The organism is Pseudomonas luteola NBRC 103146, assembly GCF_002091675.1.
Taxonomy (GTDB): domain Bacteria; phylum Pseudomonadota; class Gammaproteobacteria; order Pseudomonadales; family Pseudomonadaceae; genus Chryseomonas; species Chryseomonas luteola.
Genome location: NZ_BDAE01000005.1, coordinates 200,916 through 227,122 on the forward strand (window position 1 = coordinate 200,916; position 26,207 = coordinate 227,122).

Here is a 26,207-nt window from a genome sequence, read left to right on the forward strand (position 1 = left end):
CCTGTTGTGATATTTCAGACCGCTGTCATCATTGCGCCAGACGAACCCCGTGCTGGTAATGAGTTGTTCATGCTTGGCGCGGCGCTCCAATCGCAGGCATTAGACGTTCGTTACTGCCTGGATACAGACGTTTCAAACGGGCTTATCGCAAGCGATGAGCCTGCTGTTGTCATTCTTATGCCGTCGCTCATTAAACCGGCTGCAGTGGCCAAGGCAGTGAGAGCCGTCTGGTCTCAGTGCGAGCTGATTTTTGTTCGTGCACCTGAACAAGGTGATGCGTTTAGGAAAAACCTGGGGCTGGCACCCATGCTGGGATCACACTGGTCCATTGCCGAGCTGGTTCCAGGGACGCTTGCCCTTCAGGCCGCCCAGGCCGCCAGTCGGGCGCGGCGTCGGATCAAGCTGCGTACTACTCTGGACCAGGCCAATGCCAGCTTAAGTGCTACGCGATCCGTAGACGATCATGAGTATCGTCGCCTGCGAGCTGCTGATTATTACCTGGCTAATTTCATCAATGCGGCGCAGGAAGCCATCATCGGTGTCGATGTGCGGCTGGATGTACTGTATTGGAGCGCAGGTGCTGAAGAGCTGTTTGGTCTAAGTGCCGACGAGACGGTAGGCCGTAATATCCGAGCTCTGCCATTTTGGGCACCCGTATTGGACGAGTCAGTTGAGCAGGTGATGGCAGGCAAAAAGATGCATGTGATCGAGTATCACTGCATGGTATGCGATGCCGAAGCCGTTCTTGAAGTAATGCTGTCGGGTGTTCGCGATGAGTCAGGTACGCTGATTGGCGTATCAGTAACCATTCGTGATGTTTCGGCACTGGTCGCTGAGCGACTGGCCCATGAGGAATTTGGACGCGTCATCCGACAGGAACGGCAGCATTTACAACAGCTGTTCGAACAGGCGCCGGGGTTTGTAATAGTCACCCAAGGCCCGCAGCATCTGGTTGAACTGGCTAACCGGGCTTTTTATCAACTGGTTGGTCATCGCGATATCATCGGCAAACCCGCTTCGAAGGCATTTCCTCGACTCAAGGATCAAGCCCTCTTGGAGTGGCTGGATCGGGTGTATTCCACCAAGCGGCCCCACACAGGGCGTAGCATGGCGGTCTATGTGCAACGTGTGCCGGATGCACCGGCAGAAACACGTTACATCGATTTTGTTTTCCAGCCGGTCATTGCTGAGAACGGGCTGATAAGCGGCATCTTCTTCCAAGGACATGACGTTACGGCTCAAAAGCTCGCCCAGGAGGAATTGCAACGTTCCCGGGAAAACCTGCAGATGCTGGTAGAGGAGCGTACCCGGGAACTGGAGCGGAGCCAGCTGGCGCTGCATCAATCCCAGAAGCTTGAGGCGATCGGCAAGCTGACCGGCGGCGTTGCCCATGACTTCAATAACGTCCTTCAGATTATCGAAGGCAATCTTGAGCTATTAAGACCCGCATTAGGAAACAGTAGCAGCGGCATGGCCAAGCTGGATGCAGCCGTAGCGGCCGTTAGTCGTGGCGCAAAACTATCCTCGCAGCTATTGGCCTTCGCACGTCGACAGCCACTAAAGCCTGTTCCGACCAATCTGAGCCGCTTGCTGCGCAGCATGGACGACCTGCTTCGCCGCGCCCTGGGAGAGAGCGTTCAGATCGAGACAATCATTGCGGGCGGTTTGTGGACGACCATGGTCGACCCTGATCAGCTGGAAAATGTCATTCTCAATCTAGCCATTAATGCCCGTGACGCCATGCAAGGCAATGGCAGGCTTACTCTCGAACTCAGTAATGCCATGCTGGATGACCATTACGCCCAGTCACAGGCTGACGTTGCGCCAGGGCAGTACGTCATGCTGGCGGTATCCGATACGGGATCAGGCATGTCGCCTGATGTGATGGAGCATGCCTTCGAGCCTTTCTTCACGACCAAACCTGAGGGCCAGGGAACCGGACTGGGCTTGAGTATGGCGTATGGCTTTGCCAAGCAGAGTGGTGGTCATATCCGCATTTACAGCGAGCTGGGCAGTGGCACGACAATCAAGCTATACCTGCCCCGAACTCATGAGATCGAGATTGCTTCGCCTGCAGCGGTTGGCGGCACGGTTATCGGCGGCGATGAAACGATTCTGGTGGTTGAGGACGATCTGGCTGTTCAAGCCACGGTCATCGACCTGCTAAGCGGGCTTGGCTACAAGGTACTACGCGCCAATGATGCACAAAGTGCACTCAGCATCTTGCAGAGCGGGCTACATATCGATCTGCTGTTTACCGATGTTGTAATGCCAGGTCCTCTGCGCAGCCCTGAGCTTGCACGTCAGGCCAAGCAGTTGTTGCCTGACATTGCCGTACTGTTTACGTCAGGCTACACCCAGAACGCCATCGTTCACGGAGGGCGGCTTGATCCGGGTGTCGAGCTGTTGAGCAAACCCTATCGGCTGCATGATCTGGCACGCAAGATTAGACAGCTACTGGCCAGCCATAAGCCGGTACGGATAGATGAAAACGTTCTGGTGCCTGCGCCTATCGAAAAAGCTGTCGGCGCACAGCAGGTTTTGATACTGGACGACCAGACCGACCTGCTTTCCATGACCTGTGAGATGGTCGAAATGCTGGGGTACACCGCCAAAGGTTGTGAAACTGCTGAAAAAGCACTTGAGGTCTTGGGGCGATTGAAGTTTGACATCCTGCTGGCAGACGTCAACTTGCCGGGTATGTCCGGAATCGATCTTGCGTATGAAGCTGTACGCCAGCAACCTGGGCTGCGAGTCATTTTCATGTCAGGGGAAGGGACTGTATCCGCAAATATACAATCAATGTCACTGCCCAAGCCCTTCAACCTGCAGCAATTAGAGGAGGCATTAGGGGCTTCCTGATAAGTACAAGCCGCTCTTGGGGTTCATGCAAGACTGCTTTCGCCTGTAACGCTTTATGCAAAAGGGCAGCAGTGAACACTAATCCTGCAAGGTCCTGGCAGGCAGTATATAGAACGAGGCGCTCCAATATTTATTCCCATGGCGCGTCTCGCTCTTCCAGCCGTGAACGAGTAATTGCCTGGCAATAAGGCGGTTCATGATGCCATGACCCAGCAACAGTAGCGTCCCTTCTTCGGCCAGCGAGATGAGTCGCTGAGCAGCTCGCTGGGCCCGCTCGCGTGCTTCTGAAAACGACTCGGCGCCATGTGAATAACCGCAGAGCCAAAGCATTCGAAAAACAAACGCCCACGTAAGCGGAGAAAGCCTGGGGCCAGGCCAGTGCAGGAAAGGAAGCTCCGCTTCGCTAAATAGCGTATTGGTTTGAAAGGGTTTCAGCCCTAGCCTGTCGAGTGAAGTCAGCGCCCTGGGCATTGTGCTGCTGATGATATGTTTCGCCTGAGCTGTCAGCTCACGCGTTGTTGGCGGAGCAGGATCATCCATGACCTCGGACAGGTTGTAATCACTGATCCAACGGTGCATATCAGAGGGCGAGACTTTGCCTGGACATGGTTTCAATGTTGGCTGTCCATATCGCATAAGTATGATCTTCATCCCTGTCTTCCTGTCTTCCTGTCTTCCTGTCTTCCTGTCTTCCTGAAGCCCCTAGCCCGACTCTATTGATGAACAAGCGATTAGCGCTTGAGTGACAACGCAAAGGATAGTGGGCGCCTTTAGAATGCGCTCCGTTTCATGTTTCAGCTACGTGACGGTAAAGCCTGTTCAGACGTGCCGACCATAGCACAAGGGACCGGTTTGAAAGACGTTATGCTGGCTCGTGAAATCGACGCCTAGCATAAGGAATTGCCCATGAAATGCCCGCACTGCTCCGCCTCCATTAGTTTCTTCTCACCTGCAATCCTGGGGCCTGCCCTATGGGGTGTGGTGACAGCCGCTGCGGTTTTTATAGCCATTGCCCGTTTAGAAAAGCATTAAGGCAAGTGCCTGGGCTGCTTAGAGCAGCCCAGGCACGGTGGCCTGCTTACTTGGCCGCGGTTACTCGCCAGATAACGTTACCCACATCATCCGCAACCAGCAGATCACCCTGCTTGTCATTGATGACCCCAACCGGGCGGCCCTGGGCTTCTTCCTTCTGATTCAAAAAGCCGGTCAGTACATCCTGGGGTGCACCGTTGGGCTTGCCGTCCAGGAAGGGGATAAAGACAACCTTGTAACCGCTCTTGGGCTTACGGTTCCAAGAGCCGTGCTGGCCGATGAACATCCCATAACGGTACTGCTCCGGCAAGGCATCGCCCTTGGAGAAGGTCAAGCCCAGCGAGGCAGTGTGGGTGCCAAGGGCATAGTCAGGCACGATGGCTTTGGCGACCAGGTCCGGGCGCTGCGGTTTGACGCGCTCGTCCACATGCTGGCCGTAATAGCTGTATGGCCAGCCATAGAAACCACCGTCCTGAACCGAGGTGGCATAGTCAGGTACGAGGTCACTGCCAATCTCGTCACGCTCGTTTACTGTTGTCCAGAGCTTGCCGGTTTGCGGCTCCCAATCCATGCCATTGGGATTACGCAGACCTGTGCCGTACAGCCGCATTTTGCTGGTGGCGCGGTCCAGTTCCCAGATGGCCGCACGGCCTTCCTCGATGTCCATACCGTTCTCACCGACGTTGCTGTTGGAGCCAACCGTGATGTACAGCTTGCTGCCATCCTGGCTTGCAATCACGTTCTTGGTCCAGTGGTGGTTAATGCCGGCAGGCAAGTCGACCACCTTGGTGCCCTTGTCCTGAATGGTCGTATCGCCTTCCTTGTAAGGGAAGCGCACCAGCGCATCGGCATTGGCCACGTAGAAGTCATTGCCGACCAGGGTCATGCCAAAGGGCGAGTGCAGGCCCTCCAGAAAGGTCGTCCGGGTTTCGGCCACGCCATCGTGGTCAGCATCGCGCAGCAGGGTGATGCGGTTGGCGCTGGGCACGCCGGCTCCGGCCTTGCTCATCATCATGCCCTGAACCTGCTTGCGGATATTGAAGCCCGCCGGCTCTTGTGTGGGCTTGTTCGATTCGGCGACCAGAACGTCACCGTTGGGCAATACATAGATCCAACGGGGATGATCAAGGCCGGTGGCAAAGGCGTTGACTTGAAGGCCCTGGGCAGCAGTGGGTTTACCGCCTTCCGGCCAGCCGGTGGCAGGCGCTACGTTGACCAGGGGAATAAGGCTGGTCTTGGGCTCGGGAAGTTGCGGCTTGGGGCCATAGGCGGCATCTGGGCCAAGCTTGGACGGCTCGCCACATCCGGCCAGGGCAATAGCAAGCGCTGAAGCGTACAGGGGACGAAGATTGGTCATGGGTAACGCCTTTTATATAGTTGGTGATGCGTTCCATAGGTCCCGTCAGCCGCTACTGCAAAGGCGTATCAGCGAGACCTGTTCATTGCCTCCGCGCCTTGGCCTCACGACGTCTACGATGGAGGATCGGCTCGGTATAGCCGCTGGGCTGCTTCGCTCCCTCCAGAACGAGGTCCAGGGCAGCCCGAAAAGCGATATTGCTATCGAAATCAGGCTCCATGGCGCGGTAATGGGGATCGCCTGCATTTTGCTGATCCACCACTAGAGCCATGCGACGGAAAGCTTCGATCGTTTGTTCCCTATTAATCACACCATGATGTAACCAATTCGCAAGCAATTGGCTCGAAATACGCAGTGTGGCACGGTCTTCCATGAGTCCCACATCATCGAGGTCCGGCACCTTGGAGCAGCCGATCCCCTGATCAATCCACCGCACCACATAGCCCAGGATGCTCTGGACATTACTGTCCAGCTCTTCCTGGATCTCTTCAGCGTTGAGTTCGGTGACATCAACCAGCGGAATGCTCAACAACTCCTCTCGTGCGGCCGGCGTACGCTTGGCCAACTCGACCTGCCGTGCCGCCACATCGACCTGATGGTAGTGGATAGCGTGGAGCGTAGCGGCCGTAGGCGAGGGTACCCAGGCCGTACTGGCTCCGCTCTGGGGGTGGGCGATTTTTTGTTCGAGCATGGCGGCCATCATGTCCGGCATGGCCCACATGCCCTTGCCAATCTGCGCACGGCCACGCAGACCGCAGGCCAGCCCGACGTCCACGTTGTTGTCCTCATAAGCCTTGAACCAGGTGGCACGCTTCATGAGAGCCTTGCGGATGAGAGGGCCGGCCTCCATTGAGGTATGGATCTCATCACCGGTGCGATCAAGAAAGCCGGTGTTGATAAACACGATCCGTTCCTTCACCGCAGCAATACAGGCCTTGAGGTTGACGCTGGTCCGCCGCTCTTCGTCCATGATACCGATCTTGAGCGTATGGCGCGGTAGGCCAAGGAGGTCCTCGACCTGCCCGAACAGCGCGCCGGTAAAGGCTACCTCTTCCGGGCCGTGCAGCTTGGGCTTGACGATATACACCGAGCCCGTGCGCGAGTTGGGGCGCGACGTGTTGCCGTTCAGGTTGTGCAGGGCGCACAGGCTGGTAAAGACGGCGTCCAGTATGCCTTCGGGAACCTCGTTGCCGTCGCGGTCCAGGATGGCGTCTGTCGTCATCAAAAGGCCGACATTGCGGACAAACAGCAGTGAACGGCCCGGCAGGACTAACTCGCTGCCGTCAGCAGCGATGTAGGGCCGATCCGGGTTCATGATCCGGGTAAAGGCCTTGTCGTTCTTGGTGATGTCTTGGGAGAGGTCACCTTTCATCAAGCCCAGCCAGTTACGGTAGACCTGTACCTTGTCTTCGGCATCTACCGCCGCGACAGAGTCTTCGCAGTCCATGATGGTCGTCAGGGCCGATTCGAGCAGAATATCGCTCACGCCTGCCGCATCGGCTTGGCCGATCGGGTTGTTGCGGTCAATCTGGATTTCGATATGCAGCCCATGGTGCCTGAGCAGAATGGCCTCCGGCTGCGAAGCCTGCCCGCGATAGCCGACAAAGGCGTCCGGCTCGGCCAGGCAAACGTAGCGACTGTCGCCAATCTCGGCCATGAGTTCGCCACGCTGGACACTGTAGCCTCTGACATTGCCATGGGAGTATTCAGCAAGCGGCACGGCTTCGTCGAGGAATCCCCGGGCATAGGCCACAACCTTTTCGCCCCGGAGCGGGTTATAGCTATCGCAGATTTCAACCGTGCTGTCTTCAGGGATCGCGTCACTGCCATAGAGCGCATCGTATAGCGAACCCCAGCGTGCGTTGGCGGCATTGAGCGCAAAGCGGGCGTTCGTGACCGGCACGACCAGTTGCGGCCCGGCGAGCTGGGCAATTTCCGGGTCGACATTGGCTGTCGTGACGCTGACCTCGTCCGGCTCGGGGAGCAGGTAGCCGATCTCTTCAAGAAAGGTGCGGTAGGCGTGCGCATCGTGTGGCTGTCCGGCATGCGCCAGATGCCATTGATCGATACGGACCTGGAGCTGGTTACGGGTCTCCAGAAGGGCCTTGTTCCGAGGTGCAAACTCATCCAGCAGCCCTTCAAGTCCACGCCAGAAATGGTCGATATCAGTGCCTGTGCCTGGAATCGCCTGAGTCTTTACGAACTCGTGAAGGGCGGTGGCTATCTGCAGGCCGCCGATGGTTTTTCTTCTACTCATTGTTCGCCTCGCTTGGCTGCACGACGCGCCGACATTCGGTGGCTATCTGGCCATGTGACTAGGCCTCGCTGGAAAAGTGTCTGCCACAGGCAAAACGATGGCAGGTCCGTTCATGAAAAGTGGGTCGGCAAGGTTGGCTGGCTGTTCTACGCTGGAAAGATGATCAACCAAAAGGAGCGCTATCGTGGATGTTCTGGTCCTTACCATCATTGCCCCGGATCAGCCGGGTCTGGTCGAGCAGTTAGCCGACTGTGTTGCCGAGCGGGGCGGCAATTGGCTGGAAAGCCGCATGTCACGCATGGCAGGTCAGTTCGCCGGAATCCTGAGCGTCAGTGTCGCGCCGGAACAGCGCGACGCCCTGGTTGCCCAGCTGAAAGGGTTGGATGTAAGGGGCATGCGTGTGCTGGTAGCGGAAAGCCGGGTAGAGCAGGCACCCAAGCCTCAGCTCATCCAGCTGGATCTGCTGGGCAATGACCGTCCCGGGATCGTTCGGGACATTACCCGTCAACTCACCCGGTTAGGCGTCAATGTCGAGCGGCTCAGTACCGATGTGCGGGCGGCGCCGATGAGCAGCGAACAGTTGTTCCACACCACGGCGCTGCTGGCCCTGCCGCCCGCCCTTGAGCTGGATACGCTCCGCCAGAGTCTGGAGACCCTGGCGGACGATTTGATGGTCGAGCTGGCAGTCTACCGTGACAACCACGACGGTCAGGTGCGGGCAGAGGGGGCTGCGTAACGACGCAGGGAGCGCCAGGCGTCAAAGCTGAACACGGCAAGGCCTGCCCAGATACACAGGAAGGCGGCCATCCGCTCCATGGGGAAGGGCTCGTGGAACAGGAAGACTGCCTGTATCAGCACCAGCGTAGGGGCCAGGTATTGCAGGAAGCCCAATGTCGAATAGGGCAATTTGCGCGCCGCTGCGTTGAAGCAGAGCAGGGGAACCAGCGTAACGGGACCGGACAGGATCAGTACGATGGCCATCGGTGACTGCCAGAGTGCCGGGTCCAGGCTGACCTGCTGGGTCAACAGGGGTAGTGCAATCGCAGCCAGCGGGACCAACAGCCAGGTTTCGACCACCATGCCTGGTAGGGCAGCCACCTGGGTGCCCTTGCGCACCAGTCCGTAAAAAGCAAAGCTGAAGGCCAGCACCAGGGATACCCAGGGCAGCTGGCCAAGCGTCCAGATCTGCTGGGCAACGCCTAGGGCAGCCATTCCCACGGCCAGCCACTGCAGGGGCCTTAACCGCTCGCCCAGCACCACCATGCCCAACAGCACATTGATGAGCGGGTTGATGTAATACCCAAGGCTGGCTTCGATTACATGGTTACTGTTGACCGCCCAGATGTAGGTCAGCCAGTTGCCGCCCACCAGCAGGCCACTCAGCCATAACCGGGCAATCCGGGAGGGATTGGCACGCAAATCGCGCCACCAGCCCTGATGTTTCCAGATCAGAAGCAGCAAGACCCCGATCAGAGCCGACCAGAAGATACGCTGGATCAGGATCTCGACGGGAGGAATGCTGGCAAGCAGTTTGAAGTACAACGGAAATAGTCCCCAGAGCGCATAGGCGGTAAGGCCTAATACGTAACCCTGGCGCGGGGATGTGGACATGATGTGTCTCTAGTATTCGTAAGGCCCCTAATCATAGCTCGCAAGCAAAGAAAAGGCCGCTTTTCCCATGGGCTCGATCGATTTGTCCAATGACAAAGGGCCTTCAGTTCTTCTGCGGCGGGTCGACATCCTGATACACACATATTCGTGCTGCTGAGGACGGCGGCCCATCATCCTGGGTAGTGCTGTTCTTCAACGCTGCGGGTGGGCGTACGTCTGGCATTCTTTTTTATCAGGTAAATTTCATGATGAACTTGTTTTCCCGGCTCAAGCCCGCCAGTGCCCATTCCGGCGGCGTAATGAGCGTACTGAGCTCTTCCGGGCAGTTGCAGAACCACCTGAAAACCCTGCGGTTCGAGCCGACCTATATCGCCGGTTTCGTTTCGCCCCATGTTGATCTGGACAAGGTGGCTCGCCAGGTAGCCGAACGTTTCCCTGGCGCCGCCCTTACCCTGTGCACGACCTCCGGTGAGCTGTGCAGCCAGAACGATCAGCTCTACTGCGCCACAGGTAACCAGTGGGATCGGGTTGTGCTGCAGCTGTTTGATGCCAGCATCATCGCCTCGGCCGAAACCGTCTATGTGCCGTTGGAAAGCCAGGATATCCGCGCCCGAGGGCCACGTATGTCCATGCAGCAGCGAATCGCCAAGCTGATCGAGTCGATTAAGCGGCTGCGTGTCAATACGACTATCGACCATCGCGATACCTTGGCTTACGTCACGTTTGACGGCCTGTCGGCATCCGAATCGTTCTTCATGGAAGCCCTTTACGAGTCGGGCCGTTTTCCCTGCCTGTTCGTAGGCGGCTCTGCTGGTGGCAAGACCGACTTCGTTAAAACCTTGATCCATGACGGTAAGCGCAGCTACGAAAACCACGTACAGATCGTATTTCTGAAATGCGCCCGTAATGCCCGCTTCGGTGTGTTCAAAAGCCAGAACTTCGAGCCGACATCAGTTAGCCTGAGCGTGCTCACCGCGTCGCTGGAAGAGCGCTACATCAGTCAGGTGATCGACTCCAAGGGCAATATCCGCTCGATGGTGGCCGCCCTGTGCGAATCGCTGAACTGCGAGCCCAAGGACCTGGAAAAGCGTCTGGCCAATTATTCGTTTGCCATTCGTGTGGGAGAGGAGCTGTTTGTTCGCTCCATTGCGCAGATCGATTATGACAAGGAGCGCATTCATCTCTTTTGTGACGTAGCACCAGGCGAAGAGCTGGTGATGGTCAAGCGTACGCCTATTCTTGAGGCTACCCGTAAAGACCTTCAGCGCTTCCTGCAAGGCAAGTCCGGCAAGCCGGTAGGCGGGCTGCTCAACGACTGCATTCTGCGTCGCCTGAACAATGGCAACGATCTGAGCCGCATGAACGAAGCATTTGATGATATTCCTGTGGTGGGCTTTTCTACCTTTGGCGAGATCCTGGGCCTCAACCTGAACCAGACGCTGACGGCGGTATTTTTCTTCCGTACTCCGGAAGGGGCGCCGTTCCGTGATGAGTACATCGACAACTTCACCGCGCATTACGGTGAATTCAAGGCGTTCTTCCTGCGTCGGCAGATCAAGAAGCTGGCGGGCTTGAGCCAGGTTGTGGTCAAGCAGATCGATGAGTTCAAGCGCAAGAACTTTGCCAGCTACATCGACAGCAACGGCCTGGATGACCACATCAAACCGGTTTTCCGTGGTCTTGAAGACTTGGGTGCAGTGCTGCATCAGGCGGATCAGAACCAGGAGCAAATTGCTCAGAAGTTAAATCACTATGCCGGTGAATTGCACGTATCGATGGATGATCTTAGCTCAACCATCAACCAGCAGGGCAGCGTGATCGATCAGGCGGGTGGCACCGTCAAGAGTCTGTCTAGTCAGGCTGAAAGTGTGGTGCGCAGTGCTAATGATTTGGCGCAATCGAGTCTGAAGATCCAGTCCATCGTGCAGATGATTCAGCAGATCGCCGGGCAAACCAACCTGCTGGCGCTCAATGCCGCCATCGAGGCTGCTCGTGCGGGTGAGCAAGGGCGCGGCTTTGCGGTAGTAGCAGACGAGGTACGCAAGCTGGCGGAAAAGACTCAGCAGAACGCTGGCGAAATCGGCACGGATATCGACAAGCTGGCTGAGGAAATCCGTCAGGTTGCACAGCAGATCGAAGTACAGTCTCAGGATGTAAATGCCCTGACTGAACTGTTGGGTGCGCTGGAAGGCTCCAGCAGCGCAACAGCAAGCACTTCACGGCGGACCAAGGATGTCGCCGATACGCTGATCGGCTTGACCCGTAACGGTCATTAAGGCTGAACACCAGGGCCGCCCGGTTTGTGGCGGCCCTGGTGTCTTTAGGGATCAAAACAGCCGCAGCGGTTCTTCATCAAGCGCTGACAGTTGCTCACGCAACATCAGAACCTGGTCGCCCCAATAGCGCTCGGTCCCGAAAAAGGAAAAGCTCTTCGGGAAGGCCGGATCATCCCAGCGGCGGGCCAGCCAGGCGCTGTATTGCAACAGACGCAGGGAGCGCAGCCCCTCGATCAACGCCAGTTCACGGGGTGCAAAGTCATGGAACTCCTGATACCCGTCCATCAACTCGGAAAGCTGCGACAGGCGCTCCTGCCGATCCCCGGCCAGCATCATCCACAGGTCCTGTACCGCCGGTGCCATACGGCAGTCGTCGAGATCCACCATGTGGAAGGTCTCGTCACGGTAGAGCAGATTGCCCGGATGGCAGTCTCCATGGACGCGGATGGTGGTGTAGTTGACCGAGTTGAAGAGCGCATCCAGTTTCTTGATCAGGTCACGCGCCACCGATTCATACGCAGGCAGCAAACTCTTGGGGATGAAACCGCCGCTTAGCAACGTATCCAGCGAGGCATGGCCAAAGCTCTGTACATCAAGCGTCTCGCGGTGCTCGAATGGGCGACTGGCGCCAATGGCATGCAGGCGACCCAGGAGCTGACCCAGGCGGTACAGCTGCTCAAGGTTACCAGGCTCGGGCGCCCGGCCGCCGCGGCGGGGAAACAGGGCAAAGCGAAAGCCGGCGTGCTCGAACAGGGTTTCACCATCACGCGACAAGGGCGCCACGACAGGTACTTCATGCTCCACCAGCTCAAAAGAGAAGGTGTGCTCCTCGCGAATCGCGGCATCCGTCCAACGCTGTGGGCGGTAGAACTTGGCAATCAGGGGTTGTTCGTCTTCGATGCCCACCTGATAGACCCGGTTTTCATAACTGTTAAGCGCCAAGATACGCGCATCGCTGAGATAGCCGAGGCTTTCCACGGCGTCGATCACCACGTCAGGGCTGAGTGTATCGAACGGGTGTGACATGGATATCCTCCTACAACGCATCTGGAAGCGGCCATATGCCGGTTCTGAATCGGAATGCTAGCAGGTTGGATGCCTGGGCGTGACGAAGGTGCGATGCCGTACGTACTGGAACGCCTGACGGTGCAGAGGAAAAAGGTCCCGTCACAGAGGGAGTGGCGCTACGCGGATACTGCCTCAAGGGCCGTACCCGCGTATTAGAGCCTTGTCATCAGGCGCCGATCACGCCACCGTCATCGCGAGTGATGACCATGACGGAGGAACGTGGCCGACCGTCGGGCAGGTGTTCCGGAAAGGTCGAGCCGCCTTCTTCGCCAGGGTGCTGGATATTGACGAACAGGCTGCGCTGATCCGGTGAGAAGGTAATGCCGGTGACCTCGCAACCGATCGGTCCCACCATGAAGCGGCGGATCTCGCCGGTATTCGGGTCGGCGCACAGCATCTGGTTGTTACCCATGCCAGCGAAATCACCCTTGTTGCTGTAATCCCCGTCGGTCAGGATCCACAGGCGACCGGCATCATCAAACCCGAGGCCGTCGGGACTGTTGAACATATTGTGGGCGTTGATGTTGTGCGAGCCGCCGTTGGCAGTCTCCTTGTGCACCTCAGGATTGCCGGCAATGACAAACAGGTCCCACTCAAAGGCCATGGCAGCGGCATCATTGCCGTGCTCGCTCCAGCGCAGGATCTGACCATAGATGTTGTTGGCGCGAGGGTTTGGCCCGCCTACGGGCTGGCCTTCGCTGCCGCGCTTGCTGTTGTTGGTCAACGTGCAATACACCTGACCATCCTTGGGACTGACGGCAATCCACTCGGGGCGGTCCATGCGCGTCGCACCTACCTGGGTTCCGGCCAGGCGGGCATGGATGAGCACTTCGGCCTGATTGTTGAAGCCGTTCTCGGTGGTCAGGCCGTTCTTGCCATGGGTCAGCTCGATCCACTGGCCACGTCCCTTGGGATGATCGGGATTGCCGTCACCGTCATCAAATTTCGCCACGTACAGCGTGCCGTGGTCCAACAGCTCGCGGTTGGCCTTGGGATTGGCGGCATCATAGCGATCGCGGCTGATGAACTTGTAGATGAATTCGCCACGTTCGTCGTCGCCCATGTACACCACGACATGGTTGTCCGCAGTCAGGGCCAGCGCAGCGTTCTCATGTTTGAAACGACCCAGCGCGGTGCGCTTGACGGGTTCTGACTTGGGATCGAACGGATCGATCTCGACTACCCAGCCGTGCCGGTTCAGCTCGTTGGGGTTCTTGGCCATGTCAAAGCGCGGATTGTATTTGTGCCAGTCGTTGCCCTTGCTTTCGACCGTCACGCCATAACGTTTCTGGGCAGCGTCGAATTTGATTGTTGCATCAGTACTGCCAAAGCAATCCGTAAAATTCTCTTCGCAGGTCAGGTAAGTGCCCCAGGGCGTCTTGCCGTTCGCACAGTTCTGGAAGGTGCCCAGTACATGCGTGCCGCTTGAATCGGCTTCGGTCTTGAGCAGGTCATGTCCAGCCGCCGGGCCGCTGAATCGAATCGGCGCGTTGCCGTGAATACGACGGTTGAACTCGGAATCACGTGCAAAATGCCATTGTCCGTCAATACGGCGCACCTCGATAACCGAGACCCCCTCAGCGGCCAGGGCCTTGTGCACGTCCTCGGTCGATTGAGGTACCTTGCCCTGGGCCAGCAGGTAGCGATAGTTGGTGTATTCGTTATTGATGGCCATGAGCGCCCGGTCGGGATCGTTCGGGAACGGGAAAAAGCTCATGCCGTCGTTGTTGTCGCCAAACTGGCGCTCCTGGGCTTCTGCTGTGCCGGTGCCGTCATGCTTGAAAGCCGGTACATCTGAAAACAGTGGTTCACCCCAGCTGATAAGTACCGACGCCCTATAACCCGGCGGGACGATTACGGTATCGGCTGTGGAAATCGGAATGCTCTCAAAGCCCAGCAGGGCACTGCCGGTGGCTTGCGACACGCTTTGTGCCAGTACGCTCCGCGGAATGAGCTGGCCGCCAAGAAAGAGGGCAGCACCGCACAGCGCACCAGCCCCAATGAAGCGGCGACGGGTCAGGCCGGCCAGACGTTCCAGATCGGTAGGGGTATCAGGATGCATAACAGACTCCTTGTATGCGATGGCGCGACGCTAGCGCGCTTGTATGACGAAATCATGTCAATGCATGTGCCAGTGATCATCAATCAACAGGCATAAAAAAACCGGCAGGGTTAGCTGCCGGTTTTATGCGGGGAGATGTTATTCCCCAATGATCCCGCCGTCCTTACGAGTAATGGCAATGACGGTGGAGCGAGGACGCCCGTTAGGCAGATAGTCCGGGAAGCCGCCGGTGGGATGCTGGAAGCCGACGAACATCGTCCGATAGTCCGGTGCAAAGGACAGGCCTGTGACCTCACACCCAGTTGGCCCTACCAGGAAACGGCGGATCTCACCGGTGTTCGGGTCGGCGCACAGCATCTGGTTGTTACCCATGCCGGCATAATCACCTTCGTTGCTGTCTTCACCATCGGTCTGAATCCACAAACGACCGGCTTCGTCAAAACCTAGACCATCGGGGCTGTTGAACATGTTGTCGGCGTTGATGTTTTCCGAGCCATCGTACGGATCTTCCGGGTGGACCACCGGGTTGCCCGCCACGATGAACAGGTCCCAGTCAAAGGTCAGTGCGGCCGGGTTTGGCTCTTCCCAACGCAGGATCTGGCCGTAGATGTTATTGGCGCGCGGGTTCGGCCCGTTGACCGGCATGTCGGCGCTGCCACGCTTGCTGTTGTTGGTCAGGGTGCAGAAGACCTGTCCGTTGATGGGGCTCACCGCGATCCATTCCGGGCGGTCCATACGGGTAGCGCCAACTTGCGAGCCTGCCAGACGAGCATGGATCAGGATTTCGGCCTGGCTGTTGAAGCCGTTGGCCTTGGTCAACCCGTTCTTGCCATAGGTCAGCTCGATCCACTGGCCGCGGCCTTTGGGATGATTCACATCACCGTCGCCATCGTCGAACTTGGCGACGTACAGCGTACCGTGGTCGAGGATGTCACGGTTCGCCAGGGGCGTGTTCGGGTTGTAACGACGGTCGCTGACAAACTTGTAGATGAACTCGCCACGCTCGTCATCGCCCATGTACACCACGACACGGCCATCCTGGGTCGTGGTTACGGCAGCGTTTTCATGCTTGAAGCGGCCCAGCGCGGTACGCTTGACCGGTGTGGAGTCCGGGTTGAACGGGTCGATCTCCACGATCCAGCCAAAGTGGTTGGCTTCATTCGGATGCTTGGCGAGATCGAAGCGCTCGTTATAGGGGTACCAGTTGTTATCACTATTGGCCGACAAGCCGTAACGCTTCTGCGCGGCGTTGAGCTTGATGCTCTTGTCGGTGCTGCCAAAGCAGCCATTGAAGTTTTCTTCACACGTCAGGTAAGTGCCCCATGGCGTCTGCCCGCTGGAGCAGTTCTGGAAGGTGCCACGGGCACGTTTGCCGCTCAGCTCGATGGAGGTGCGCAGCAGGTCATGGCCGGCAGCCGGACCCTTGATGTCCATCATCACGTTGCCATGCACGCGACGGTTGTAACGGGAGTCGCGCTTGAAGACCCAACGGCCCGCGCGACGGCGAACTTCGATCACCGAGACGCCTTCTGCAGCCAGCGCCTTGCGTACATCGTCCGGGGAGGACGGTTGACGGCCATCGGAGAACAGATACTCGTAGTTGGTGTATTCGTTGTTAATGGCGATCAGGGCGCGATCAGGGTCAATCCGGCCGAACTTGTTGTAGAACGGGAAGAAGCACATGCCATCGTTGTTATCCCCGAACTGCAGCTCCTGGTCTTCGGAGGTGTTCGTACCGTCATGCTTGAAGTCCGGTACGTTGGAAAACAGCGGCTCGCCCCAGCTGATCAGCGTACGGAACTCATAGCCGGGCGGCAGAATGACCTGGTCAGCCGTTGAAGCTGGCACGTTCTTGAAGCCCAACAGCGGACGTGAAGGACGTCCAGCGCTGCCCCAGCGAGCCGCTTCGGATACCGGACCCGCCAGTGCGTTGTTGGACAGCAGGTTGCCGCCCAGGAAGAAGGCCGCGCCACATAGCGCACCGGCACCAATAAAGCTGCGGCGCTTCAGATTGACGATGCGTTCCAGGTCAGTAGGGGTATCGTCATCAAGCAGATCACTATTCAGGTGTTGTTCGTTTTGCAGGCTCATCAAGGCGCTCCTCACAGGATGTGGCAGGCGCAAAACCCCAGGCGAGAGCGAGTACAACGAACCCCGCAGACCTTGTTTTGAAATAATCAGGCTGCCGGCTCACGTCGCGTCGTCGAAACAGGTTTCGTGGCTGGTTTGGACGGTCGTGGCGAAGGTAGTGAGGCATTGTGACGGCGGTGTTGCAGGTTACATTTGGTAACAAATGCTGCCCTGTCGGCTCGGGAACGTTTCGTGTCAGAAGCGATTCGGCCGCCAGCCGCGATTAGTGGCGGCTGGTGACGCGCAGGGCCGAATAAGACCGTGTATCGCCATTGCCGTAGACGAACAGCAGGATCAGGAACGACAGCACCAGAAGAAAGCCGGCCAGCCGGTGGGCCTCGGCATAATGAAGGGCTTCCACGTGCTGGAAGATGGCGATGGAAACCACCTGGGTCTGCCCCGGAATACTACCGCCCAGCATGAGCACTACGCCAAACTCGCCCAGGGTATGGGCGAATGCAAGGCTTGCAGCCACCAGCAGGCCGCGCTTGAGCAAGGGCAGGGTAACGCGAAAGAAGCGCTCGATACGGCCGCATCCCAACGTTGCTGCGGCCTCGAACAGGCGTGGATTCAGCTCGCGGAAGGCAACCGTAAGAGGCTGCACCACGAAGGGGATCGAGTAGATCATGGACCCCATGACCAGGCCCGCAAAGCTGAAGGGCAGCGGGTGACCGAACACTGTTTCCCAGGCGCTGCCCAGCATCGAGTCTGGCGCAAACACCACCAGCAGGTAAAAGCCCAGCACGGTGGGTGGGAGCACCAGGGGGAGTGCGATCACGGCATCCAGGATCTGGCGCAGGCGGGTCTGCTTACGCACTCGCCAAGCCGCCAGCGGCAGACCGATCAGCAGAAGCAGGGCCGTAGATAGCACGGCCAGCTTGAGCGTCAGCGCCAGGGCCTGCCAGTCTCCTTCACTGAGCAGCACAGCCCGTCTCGCCTGGAAGAGAATAACCTGCCTGGTGCAACGTCTCTTTCTGGTTATCGAAGAACGCCACGAAGCGCTTGGCGGCGTCGAGTTGCTTGCCTTCCGCCAGGATAACGCGCTTTTGCGTCAGAGGATCGTACAGCGTGGCATCGACAATCGTGTATTGCGCGGGCGGCATATTCCCCGCTTTGACCTGACTGAGAGCTACAAAGCCAGCGGGTGAATTGCCGGTTTTGACGAAGTTGTAGGTTTGTCCAATGTCCTGTCCATACGCCAGGCGCGGCTTGACGGTTTCCAGTACACCGCTGCGGTCCAGCGCCTGCAGGGCTGCGGCGCCATAAGGTGCCGTATCGGGATTCGCCAGCACTACACGCTTGAACGGCAGATTGTGAATATCGGGCTTGCCGCTGGTTTGCCAGAGCGCCAGCTGGCCGCACGCATAAGTCCGGCTTTCGGTGCCCTTACCGGCATCTGCCAGTTTGTCCGGGCGGATCGCGTCTGCCGAGTAGAACAGATCGAACGGTGCGCCACGTTGAATCTGCTCAAAAAATGCACCACTGGAGCCGCCAGCCAGTTCCACCTTGGCGCCGGTCTGCTTTTCGTAGTCGTTGGCGATGGTCTGCATGACAGGCAGCAGATTGGCCGCCACAGCAATGCGCAGGTGATCAGCTGCTTGAGCAGTGGCGCCGGTAAAGAGCGTGGCAAGCGCCGCGGCAGCCAAAAGCCGTTTGTTCATCAAGGATTCCTTCTTCACAGGGGCGCCCCCAGCAAGACCTGGTCGGGTTCAAAGCAGGCGAACACGGTCTGACCGGGAGCAGGAGACAACTCGGCTTCTGCTGGCAGCAGCACGCAGAGCGTTTGCCCATTGGGCAGGCTCAGGCGAATGTCGGCAGGTCCGGAGGGGGCGGGGGTAACGGTGTCGACTCGGCCTTCAAGTGCATTGGCCGCATCCACAGGAGCGTGTTCATGGAGGCTTAGCCACGATGCTTTGATCAGCACGATAACGCTGCGACCCGGTGCAAGGCCCAATCGCTCGGTGCTTTCACGGGTGATTTGTGCCAGCACCTGAAGGCCACCGGGCAGCCGGATCGTGATCAGATCGCTATGCCCTTTGGGTTCTACAGCAACAACCTCCCCATGCAGCTGATTCCGCGCGCTGGTTTGCAGCATCAACCGCTCCAGTCGCTCCAGGTCCTCGACGTGTTCAGCGCTTTCGATCACCTTTTCGCGAAGCGCTTCAAGGCGGTGATACAAGGCCAGCAACCGTGCGCCTTCCTGGGTCAGGCGTGCGCCGCCTCCGCCTTTGCCACCGACACTGCGCTCGACGAGGGGTTGGCCGGCAAGGTTGTTGAGTTCATCGATGGCATCCCAGGCGGCCTTGTAACTCAGCCCTGCAGCCTTGGCAGCCTTTGTAATGGAGCCCTGGGCGGCGACCTGCTCCAGCAGCGCAAACCGCTGGGGACGGCGGGTCATGTGATGAGTCAGGTGACTGAGCATAGGTCGGAGTATAAAAAAGTATATAACGATAGATCAGTGTACGAGCCGGCCCGTTCCCATGGCAAGGTGAAAAGAGCGTTTAGTCGCCAGGCCTGGGCGTGCGAGCCAAGCAGTACACATCGACACGCAGGGCGCCTGCACGCTTGAGCAGGCTGGCAAGGGCCTCGGCAGTTGCACCGGTGGTCAGGACGTCATCGATGAGCGCTATCGAGCGACCGCGTACGGCCTTGGCAGTGGTGAGGGCAAAGGCGTTGCGCAGGTTCTTGTGACGCTGGGCGGCATCGAGGCCTTGTTGCGCCGGGGTTTCCAGCACTCGTTGAATGACATCGTCTGCTACAGGCAGCGTGAGCGACTTTCCTAGCCAGCGCGCCAGCATGGCAGCCTGATTGTAGCCACGCTCGCGTTGGCGCTTCTGCGCCATCGGGACAGGAAGCAGAAGGTCAGGCCGAGGCAATCCTTCGTCAAAGGCATGCATCAAATGGCGAGCCTGCAGATCCGCCATCAGTCGCCCCAGCGGCCATTCCTTTTGATGCTTGAATCGATTGATGGCACTGGCAATGGGGAATCCGTAGCGCCAAAGCGCTACGACATGATCAAAAGACGGAGGCCTTTTCAGGCACGCCCCGCAGATTAGCCCCTTGTCAGGCAGCGGAATCGCACAATGAAGGCAATGCCCCATGAGCCAGGGCAGGTCAGTCTCGCAGCCAAGGCATAGCGGCAGGCTGGACTCTACACCTGCTCCGCAGAACCCGCAGTTCGTGCGAGGTTTGAGCCAGACAGGACGGTAAGCAAGCAGGGTATTCAAGCGATTCATAGGCATCCTTGCCAGTATCGATCAATTGGGATCAGACACGCCGCTCCCTGGCGTGCAAGAGGCTCAGCGAATCAGCCAGCTCATGACCATCAGGCCCAATACCAGCCAGATGATGCCGCCAATGATGGAGCGGCGCATAAAAGCACGAACCGCGGCATAGAGCAGAATCAGTCCGACGATCAGTACCACGAAGCTGATGTAGGAGTCATCCATGCCGATGGCGCGAGCCATGCCTTGCAGGAAGTCATGGACGGCATCGCCAATGCCATTGAGTACGGTGCTGAACAAATCGATGATGAAGCGGATGACCTGACCAAGGGCTTGGCCAAGCCAGTCGAAGAACCCTTCTGTACGCATGTTTCTTTCCTTGTCCTCATGTTGTCGCTTGGAACCTGTAAATGCCGTTGGGTTCGTTACCAGCGATGGGTTCAATCAAGCGAGCGATCCTGCTCACAGTTTCATATTCTGCCGTAGTCTCTCTCTTATTGAAGGGGGCCAGTCATCAAAACCTTAAATAAATAGGGCTATTGATTATTTTTTGATCAGATGTAAACCTTCGTATCGAATAAAGTTGACGGCAATTATTCGTGTGCTGCCTGAGCAGCCGTCTCTTTATACCGAAGGATTGAGCCATGAGCGCTACCGCTACGCGTCACGACTGGACCCTTGCCGATGTCCGCGCCCTGTTTGAACTGCCGTTCAATGACCTGCTGTTCCAGGCACAGACGGTTCACCGTCAGCATTTCGACCCCAACCGCGTTCAGGTCTCGACGTTACTTTCCATCAAGACCGGTGCCTGCCCTGAGGACTGTAAATATTGCCCGCAGTCCGGCCACTACAACACGGGTCTTGAAAAAGAAAAGCTGATGGAAGTGGAGAAGGTGCTCAAGGCGGCTGCCGAGGCCAAGGCTATCGGGTCGACCCGCTTCTGCATGGGCGCGGCGTGGAAGCATCCGTCCGCCAAGGACATGCCCTACGTGCTGCAGATGGTCAAGGGTGTAAAGGCCCTGGGCCTGGAAACCTGCATGACATTGGGCAAGCTCGACCGCGAGCAGACCCAGGCCCTGGCTGAAGCTGGGCTGGACTACTACAACCACAACCTGGACACCTCGCCGGAATACTACGGCAACATCATCACGACGCGTACCTATGCAGACCGTCTGGAAACGCTGTCCTATGTGCGTGATGCGGGCATGAAGATCTGCTCCGGTGGCATTCTGGGCATGGGTGAATCCGTGGATGACCGTGCCGGCCTGCTAATCCAACTGGCTAATCTGCCAGAGCACCCAGAATCCGTACCGATCAATATGCTGGTCAAGGTGAAGGGCACCCCGCTGGAGCAGGAGAAGGACGTCGATCCGTTCGACTTCATCCGTACCCTTGCTGTTGCTCGGATCATGATGCCCAAATCCCATGTGCGGTTGTCGGCCGGTCGTGAACAGATGAACGAGCAGATGCAATCCCTGGCCTTCTTTGCCGGTGCGAACTCCATCTTCTACGGCGAGAAACTGCTGACGACCACTAACCCGCAGGCTGAGAAGGACATGCTCCTGTTCAAGCGTCTGGGCATCAAGCCGGAAGAGCGCGAAGAGCATGATGATGAAGTGCATCAGGCCGCGATTGAGCAGGCCCTGATTGAGCAGAAGAACTCTGCACTGTTCTACGACGCTGCTTCTGCCTGATTATGCCGTTCGACCTGGCCAGACGCCTCGCTGAGCGCCGCGAGCAAGCCCTGTACCGTCAGCGACCATTGCTGGAAGGCCCGCAAGGACCTGAAGTAGTGGTCGACGGCCAGCCGCTCCTGGCGTTCTGCAACAACGACTACCTTGGCCTTGCCAATCATCCAGACGTCATCGCGGCACTTCAAAAGGGTGCCGAGCGTTGGGGCGTAGGCGGGGGCGCTTCGCATCTGGTGATCGGCCATAGCGGCCCCCATCATGCCTTGGAAGAGGCGCTGGCTGAGTTTACCGGGCGCCCTCGGGCACTGCTGTTCTCCACGGGCTACATGGCCAACCTTGCGGCCGTGACAGCCCTGGTTGGCCGTGGTGATACGGTGCTTGAAGACCGGCTCAACCATGCGTCTCTGCTGGATGCGGGGCTGCTGTCCGGTGCGCGCTTCTCCCGCTATCTGCATAACGATACAGCAAGCTTGGCCAGCCGGCTCGACAAGGCTGAAGGTAATACGCTGGTCGTAACGGACGGTGTATTCAGCATGGACGGTAATGTGGCCGACCTGCCGGCCCTGGTTGAAGTGACACGCAACCGGGGCGCCTGGCTGATGGTCGATGACGCCCACGGCTTTGGTCCGTTGGGCAGGCAGGGAGGCGGTGCAGCCGAGTATTTTGGACTGGGTATGGATGAGGTTCCAGTGCTGGTCGGTACGCTGGGCAAAGCCTTTGGTACTGCAGGCGCCTTTGTAGCGGGCAGCGATGAGCTGATTGAAACCTTGATCCAGTTCGCACGTCCTTACATTTACACCACCAGCCAGCCGCCAGCAGTAGCCTGTGCCACCTTGAAGGCGCTGGAGTTGCTTCAGACAGAGTCCTGGCGGCGCGAGCATTTGAATGCACTGATCCAGCGATTCCGCTCTGGCGCGCAGGTTATCGGCCTTTCGCTGATGGACAGCTTCACCCCGATCCAACCGATTCTGGTCGGCAGTAGCGAGCAGGCACTAGCCTTTTCGGCTGCTCTGAAACGCCATGGAATTCTCGTCACGGCGATCCGTCCCCCTACGGTTCCGAACAATAGTGCCCGGTTGCGGGTTACTCTGTCGGCCGCACACAGCGAGCAGCACGTCGATCGTCTGCTCGCCGCACTTGCCGAAGCTTGGTCGGAATTGAAAGGAACGGAACATGCGTGACACTTTAGTGCTGCTGCCCGGGTGGGGTCTGGGCACGGCCCCTTTGGAGCCGCTGCGTGATGAGCTCCTCGAAATAGCACCATATCTGGATGTACTGATCGAACCCTTGCCGGACATGGCCGATGCCAGTGGCTGGTTCGATGATATCGACGCCCGGCTGCCGGATAACGTCTGGCTGGGTGGCTGGTCATTGGGTGGCATGATCGCCAGTGAGCTTACCCGGCGGCGGGGTGACCGTACCCTGGGGTTGATCACTATGGCCAGCAATCCCTGCTTTGTTGCCCGTCATGGTTGGCAAAGCGCAATGTCACGCAGTGTCTTCACTGATTTTTACGAGGCCTGCACGCTCGATGCGGAGCTGACGCTCAAACGCTTTACCCATCTGGTCAGCCAGGGGGCTCGGGACCGCAAGACGCTTGCACGCCTACTGCAGGTGGCCTTGCCAGAGACGTCCGGTGAAGTCGCAGTGGCCGGGCTTGAGCTGCTGGCGCAACTGGACACACGCGAGGCGCTTCAGGCGTATAGCGGTCCGCAACTTCACCTGTTTGCGTCAAACGATGCACTGGTACCGGTATCGGCTGCGCAAGCCTTGATGGATGAGATACCCGACATCGAAGTTCATGTCTTCGAGCCGGCCAGCCATGGCCTGCCGCTGGAGCGTCCGGACGAAATTGCCGCAGCGATTGAACGTTTCATTTATGAGGGCCGTGATGGCTGATGCTTTACCTGTAATAACGCAGGAGGGCGCCTCCTTGCCGGATAAAAGGCAAGTGGCGGCTTCGTTCTCCCGGGCGGCGGCCAGCTATGACAGCGTTGCCAGCCTGCAACGTGATGTCGGCGAAGCGCTTCTGGCGCGTATGCCCGAGCAGGCTGTAGAGCGCTGGGTCGACCTGGGCTGCGGTACAGGCTACTTCACCCGGGCGCTAGCGGCCCGTTATCCCAACGCGCAAGGTATCGCCGTTGACCTGGCGGAAGGCATGCTGCGCCATGCACGTCCACTCGGCGGGGCCGAGCACTTTGTGGCGGGTGATGCCGAACGGCTGCCGCTCAAGGACCAGGCGTGCGATCTGCTGTTTACCAGCCTTGCCATTCAATGGTGTGGCGACCTTTCGGCGGTATTATCCGAGGCCCAGCGTATCCTGCGGCCCGGTGGGCTGTTTGCATTCACCAGCCTGTGTACCGGTACACTGCAGGAGTTGCGGGACAGCTGGCAGGCAGTGGATGGTTTCGTTCACGTTAACCGTTTCCGCCAGTTTGAAGTCTATCAGCGGGCCTGTGCGGCCAGTGAATTCAAGCAGAGGGTGCTGGACGTCGAAACACGCGTTCTGCATTTTCCGGATGTCCGCAGGCTGACCCATGAACTCAAGGCGCTCGGCGCCCATAACGTGAACCCTGGCCGCGCTACTGGCTTGACCGGACGCGCCCGCCTGAATGCCCTGGCGCAAGCGTATGAGCGCTTCCGCCAGCCCCAAGGTCTCCCGGCCTGCTATCGCGTGGTTTACGGCATTTTCCAGAAAGAATCCTGATCTTATGTCTGCTTACTTCATTACCGGCACCGATACCGAAATCGGCAAGACCACCATTGCTTCCGGCCTGCTGCATGTAGCCCGCCTTGCGGGGCTTTCCACGGCAGCGGTCAAACCTGTGGCTTCTGGTTGCGAGATGACGCCCGAGGGGCTGCGTAACAGCGACGCGTTGTCGCTCTGGGGCGAGTGTTCGTTGCCGTTGAGTTACGCCGAGGTCAATCCGCTGGCCTTTGCGCCTGCTATTGCTCCACATCTGGCGGCCCGTGAGGTAGGAACATCCTTGACAGTCGATGCCCTGGTCGCGCCCATTCAGGCCATGCGGGCCAAACAGGCCGACTTCATGCTGGTCGAAGGTGCAGGTGGCTGGCGCGTACCGCTGGAAGGGCAGGCGAACCTGTCAGATGTAGCCAGGGCCGTTGGTTTTCCCGTCATCCTGGTGGTGGGTGTACGGTTGGGCTGCATCAACCACGCGGTGCTGACTGCTGAAGCCATTGCGCAGGATGGGCTCAACCTGGCCGGCTGGGTTGCCAATATTGTCGATCCGCAGACATCACGCCTGGAGGATAACCTCGCCACGCTTCATGAGCGCCTGCCTGCACCTTGCCTGGGCACTGTTCCTTATCTGGCTGAAGCCACGCCGGCGGCCGTTGCGGATTATCTGGATTTAAGCCAATTGGCGCGTTAATGCGCCTTTGGTATCTGACTGCTCGTGATAAGGCACTTTAATATCAGAATAGACGTTATTTATTACAAAGTTTTTCAGCGATTACTTTAATTTTGCGCAGCTTTTTCCGGCTTCGCATATAGTCCATTTGCCTCGATTGATCTCTTTCCCGCCTCATCTAAAAGGGATGTTCTCGTCGCGGTTATGAGTGCTTTCTGTTTGTTCGCTATGCCTGCCAATCATTCTTAATGATTGATTGCGGCATGGCGCGTGACTGTATGCCTTTAATATTTATTGCTATACGACTTACCGATAGTTGCTCATGGTGTTCAGACGTTGGTGGTAGTTCCAGTTTTATAACAATATCAAGAATGGAAAAAGGATTTTGTATGCCTGTCTTCAAGCGTATTGATGCTCAAGACGTTTCTCGGCTGGCGCTCGACATCGAGAGGCAAGGCTATGCCGTTATTGAACACTTTCTTTCGACGGAACAACTTGAAAGTGCACGTGACTATGTTCTGCGGGAAACTCACAAACATAACTCCGAATATTTTGCGCTACATGGCATAAAGTCGGTAACTGGTAGTCTTTTCGAGGCGCTGAGCACCTCGGTGAGGTTCAGGAAAATGCTGGCGGATGTTCAGGAAGCCGGTCTGGGCAGGCGGGTACCGGAAGAGGAAGAGATCTTTCCGGCCGTGCGTTGCCTGCAAGGTAAAACCGGTCTTAAAGAGTCCAACTATTTTCATTATGACGCCACGGCATTAACGGCACTCGTGCCTGTTTTCATCCCAAATGATACTGACCAGTGTGGCGATTTTATTATGTTTCCCAATACCCGCCGTATCAGGAGCAGTGTGGCCATCAATATTATCGAGAAAGCACTTATTCAAAATCCATTAAGTCAGAAGTTCATAGCTTTATTGATCAAGTACAACCTGCTCAAGCCCATCAAAATAAAACTTGTTCCTGGCAATCTTTATATCTTCTGGGGATATAGAAGCATACATGCCAATGAGCCTTGTGATCCTAATACACTACGCGCAACGGTCTTGCTGCATTATGGGGACCCACACAGTCACCAGTGGATGTCCAGGCTTTTCCTCGGCGCCAACCAGAGGCGGGCGCGCAAGATTAACAAGAAGGCATTGCCTGGCTGATACCGTTCCCTGGTTATTCGAACTGACGCTAAGCGAAGCGGCAAGCATGACGTTTTAATCATAGGGTTCGATGCCGGAATCTGCTTCAATGGCCAAACGCCTCAAGCAG

At 57.8% G+C, this 26,207-nt stretch carries 21 protein-coding genes; 9 read left to right on the plus strand and 12 right to left on the minus strand.

Annotated elements, in window-relative coordinates:
* Positions 1–6: 6 nt before the first annotated feature.
* A complete protein-coding gene (locus tag PLU01S_RS08960) occupies positions 7–2,862 on the plus strand; it encodes a response regulator (protein WP_074826984.1) in 2,856 nt (951 codons plus the stop codon).
* 78 nt (positions 2,863–2,940) lie between these two features.
* On the opposite strand, the gene PLU01S_RS08965 is transcribed toward PLU01S_RS08960, so the two are convergent.
* The 3 genes from PLU01S_RS08965 to PLU01S_RS08975 all read right to left on the minus strand — a co-directional run bounded on the left by PLU01S_RS08965 (position 2,941) and on the right by PLU01S_RS08975 (position 7,508).
* A complete protein-coding gene (locus PLU01S_RS08965) occupies positions 2,941–3,513 on the minus strand; it encodes a histidine phosphatase family protein (protein WP_233432188.1) in 573 nt (190 codons plus the stop codon).
* Positions 3,514–3,940: 427 nt separating this feature from the next.
* Complete coding sequence (locus PLU01S_RS08970) at positions 3,941–5,251, minus strand: PQQ-dependent sugar dehydrogenase (protein ID WP_074826981.1); 1,311 nt, start codon at positions 5,249–5,251, stop codon at positions 3,941–3,943.
* Between the two features lie 82 nt (positions 5,252–5,333).
* Positions 5,334–7,508: a malate synthase G gene (locus PLU01S_RS08975; RefSeq protein ID WP_074826979.1), complete on the minus strand. Its 2,175-nt coding sequence runs from the start codon at positions 7,506–7,508 to the stop codon at positions 5,334–5,336.
* Positions 7,509–7,692: 184 nt separating this feature from the next.
* Here PLU01S_RS08975 and PLU01S_RS08980 point away from each other — a divergent pair, with 184 nt between their 5' ends.
* Positions 7,693–8,244 carry a glycine cleavage system transcriptional repressor gene (locus PLU01S_RS08980; protein ID WP_074826976.1) on the plus strand — a complete coding sequence of 184 codons (552 nt, stop codon included), beginning with the start codon at positions 7,693–7,695 and terminating at the stop codon, positions 8,242–8,244.
* On the opposite strand, the gene rarD is transcribed toward PLU01S_RS08980, so the two are convergent.
* Positions 8,217–9,119, minus strand: a complete 903-nt coding sequence (rarD, locus tag PLU01S_RS08985; RefSeq protein WP_139208828.1) for an EamA family transporter RarD — start codon at positions 9,117–9,119, stop codon at positions 8,217–8,219. The genes PLU01S_RS08980 and rarD overlap by 28 nt on opposite strands.
* 248 nt (positions 9,120–9,367) lie before the next feature.
* Between rarD and PLU01S_RS08990 the strand changes: the two genes are divergently transcribed.
* Complete coding sequence (locus tag PLU01S_RS08990; RefSeq protein ID WP_074827259.1) at positions 9,368–11,395, plus strand: methyl-accepting chemotaxis protein; 2,028 nt, start codon at positions 9,368–9,370, stop codon at positions 11,393–11,395.
* A 51-nt stretch (positions 11,396–11,446) separates the two neighbouring features.
* Here the strand turns inward: PLU01S_RS08990 and PLU01S_RS08995 are convergent, their stop codons facing one another.
* From PLU01S_RS08995 to PLU01S_RS09030, 8 genes are all read right to left on the minus strand, one after another.
* Positions 11,447–12,421: a serine/threonine protein kinase gene (locus PLU01S_RS08995; protein ID WP_074826968.1), complete on the minus strand. Its 975-nt coding sequence runs from the start codon at positions 12,419–12,421 to the stop codon at positions 11,447–11,449.
* A gap of 208 nt (positions 12,422–12,629) precedes the next feature.
* The gene (locus PLU01S_RS09000) at positions 12,630–14,525 is read right to left on the minus strand and encodes a PhoX family protein (protein ID WP_074826966.1); all 1,896 of its coding nucleotides are present in this window, start codon (positions 14,523–14,525) and stop codon (positions 12,630–12,632) included.
* 138 nt (positions 14,526–14,663) lie between these two features.
* Positions 14,664–16,616 carry a PhoX family protein gene (locus tag PLU01S_RS09005; protein ID WP_074826963.1) on the minus strand — a complete coding sequence of 651 codons (1,953 nt, stop codon included), beginning with the start codon at positions 16,614–16,616 and terminating at the stop codon, positions 14,664–14,666.
* Between the two features lie 262 nt (positions 16,617–16,878).
* Positions 16,879–17,580 carry a molybdate ABC transporter permease subunit gene (gene modB, locus PLU01S_RS09010; RefSeq protein ID WP_074826960.1) on the minus strand — a complete coding sequence of 234 codons (702 nt, stop codon included), beginning with the start codon at positions 17,578–17,580 and terminating at the stop codon, positions 16,879–16,881.
* Positions 17,567–18,316: a molybdate ABC transporter substrate-binding protein gene (modA, locus tag PLU01S_RS09015; protein ID WP_074826958.1), complete on the minus strand. Its 750-nt coding sequence runs from the start codon at positions 18,314–18,316 to the stop codon at positions 17,567–17,569. Before modA ends, modB begins: the two co-directional genes overlap by 14 nt.
* 14 nt (positions 18,317–18,330) lie before the next feature.
* Positions 18,331–19,053 carry a TOBE domain-containing protein gene (locus tag PLU01S_RS09020; protein WP_083397930.1) on the minus strand — a complete coding sequence of 241 codons (723 nt, stop codon included), beginning with the start codon at positions 19,051–19,053 and terminating at the stop codon, positions 18,331–18,333.
* A gap of 103 nt (positions 19,054–19,156) precedes the next feature.
* Entirely contained in the window at positions 19,157–19,891 is a 735-nt protein-coding gene (locus PLU01S_RS09025) for a ComFC family protein (protein WP_074826952.1), read from the minus strand.
* Positions 19,892–19,954: 63 nt separating this feature from the next.
* The gene (locus PLU01S_RS09030) at positions 19,955–20,248 is read right to left on the minus strand and encodes a hypothetical protein (protein ID WP_010796033.1); all 294 of its coding nucleotides are present in this window, start codon (positions 20,246–20,248) and stop codon (positions 19,955–19,957) included.
* A gap of 275 nt (positions 20,249–20,523) precedes the next feature.
* Here PLU01S_RS09030 and bioB point away from each other — a divergent pair, with 275 nt between their 5' ends.
* From bioB to PLU01S_RS09060, 6 genes are all read left to right on the plus strand, one after another.
* A complete protein-coding gene (bioB, locus tag PLU01S_RS09035) occupies positions 20,524–21,573 on the plus strand; it encodes a biotin synthase BioB (protein ID WP_010796032.1) in 1,050 nt (349 codons plus the stop codon).
* Positions 21,574–21,575: 2 nt separating this feature from the next.
* Positions 21,576–22,751 (plus strand): 8-amino-7-oxononanoate synthase, encoded by a 1,176-nt coding sequence (gene bioF, locus PLU01S_RS09040; protein WP_074826949.1) that lies wholly within the window; start codon positions 21,576–21,578, stop codon positions 22,749–22,751.
* On the plus strand, positions 22,744–23,469 hold the full coding sequence (locus PLU01S_RS09045; RefSeq protein ID WP_010796030.1) for an alpha/beta fold hydrolase: 726 nt from the start codon (positions 22,744–22,746) through the stop codon (positions 23,467–23,469). The genes bioF and PLU01S_RS09045 overlap by 8 nt, the downstream gene beginning before the upstream one ends.
* The gene (bioC, locus tag PLU01S_RS09050) at positions 23,462–24,277 is read left to right on the plus strand and encodes a malonyl-ACP O-methyltransferase BioC (RefSeq protein WP_074826946.1); all 816 of its coding nucleotides are present in this window, start codon (positions 23,462–23,464) and stop codon (positions 24,275–24,277) included. Before PLU01S_RS09045 ends, bioC begins: the two co-directional genes overlap by 8 nt.
* 4 nt (positions 24,278–24,281) lie before the next feature.
* Entirely contained in the window at positions 24,282–24,962 is a 681-nt protein-coding gene (bioD, locus tag PLU01S_RS09055; protein ID WP_074826944.1) for a dethiobiotin synthase, read from the plus strand.
* A 368-nt stretch (positions 24,963–25,330) separates the two neighbouring features.
* A complete protein-coding gene (locus PLU01S_RS09060; RefSeq protein WP_010796027.1) occupies positions 25,331–26,098 on the plus strand; it encodes a hypothetical protein in 768 nt (255 codons plus the stop codon).
* The last annotated feature ends 109 nt before the right edge of the window (positions 26,099–26,207 follow it).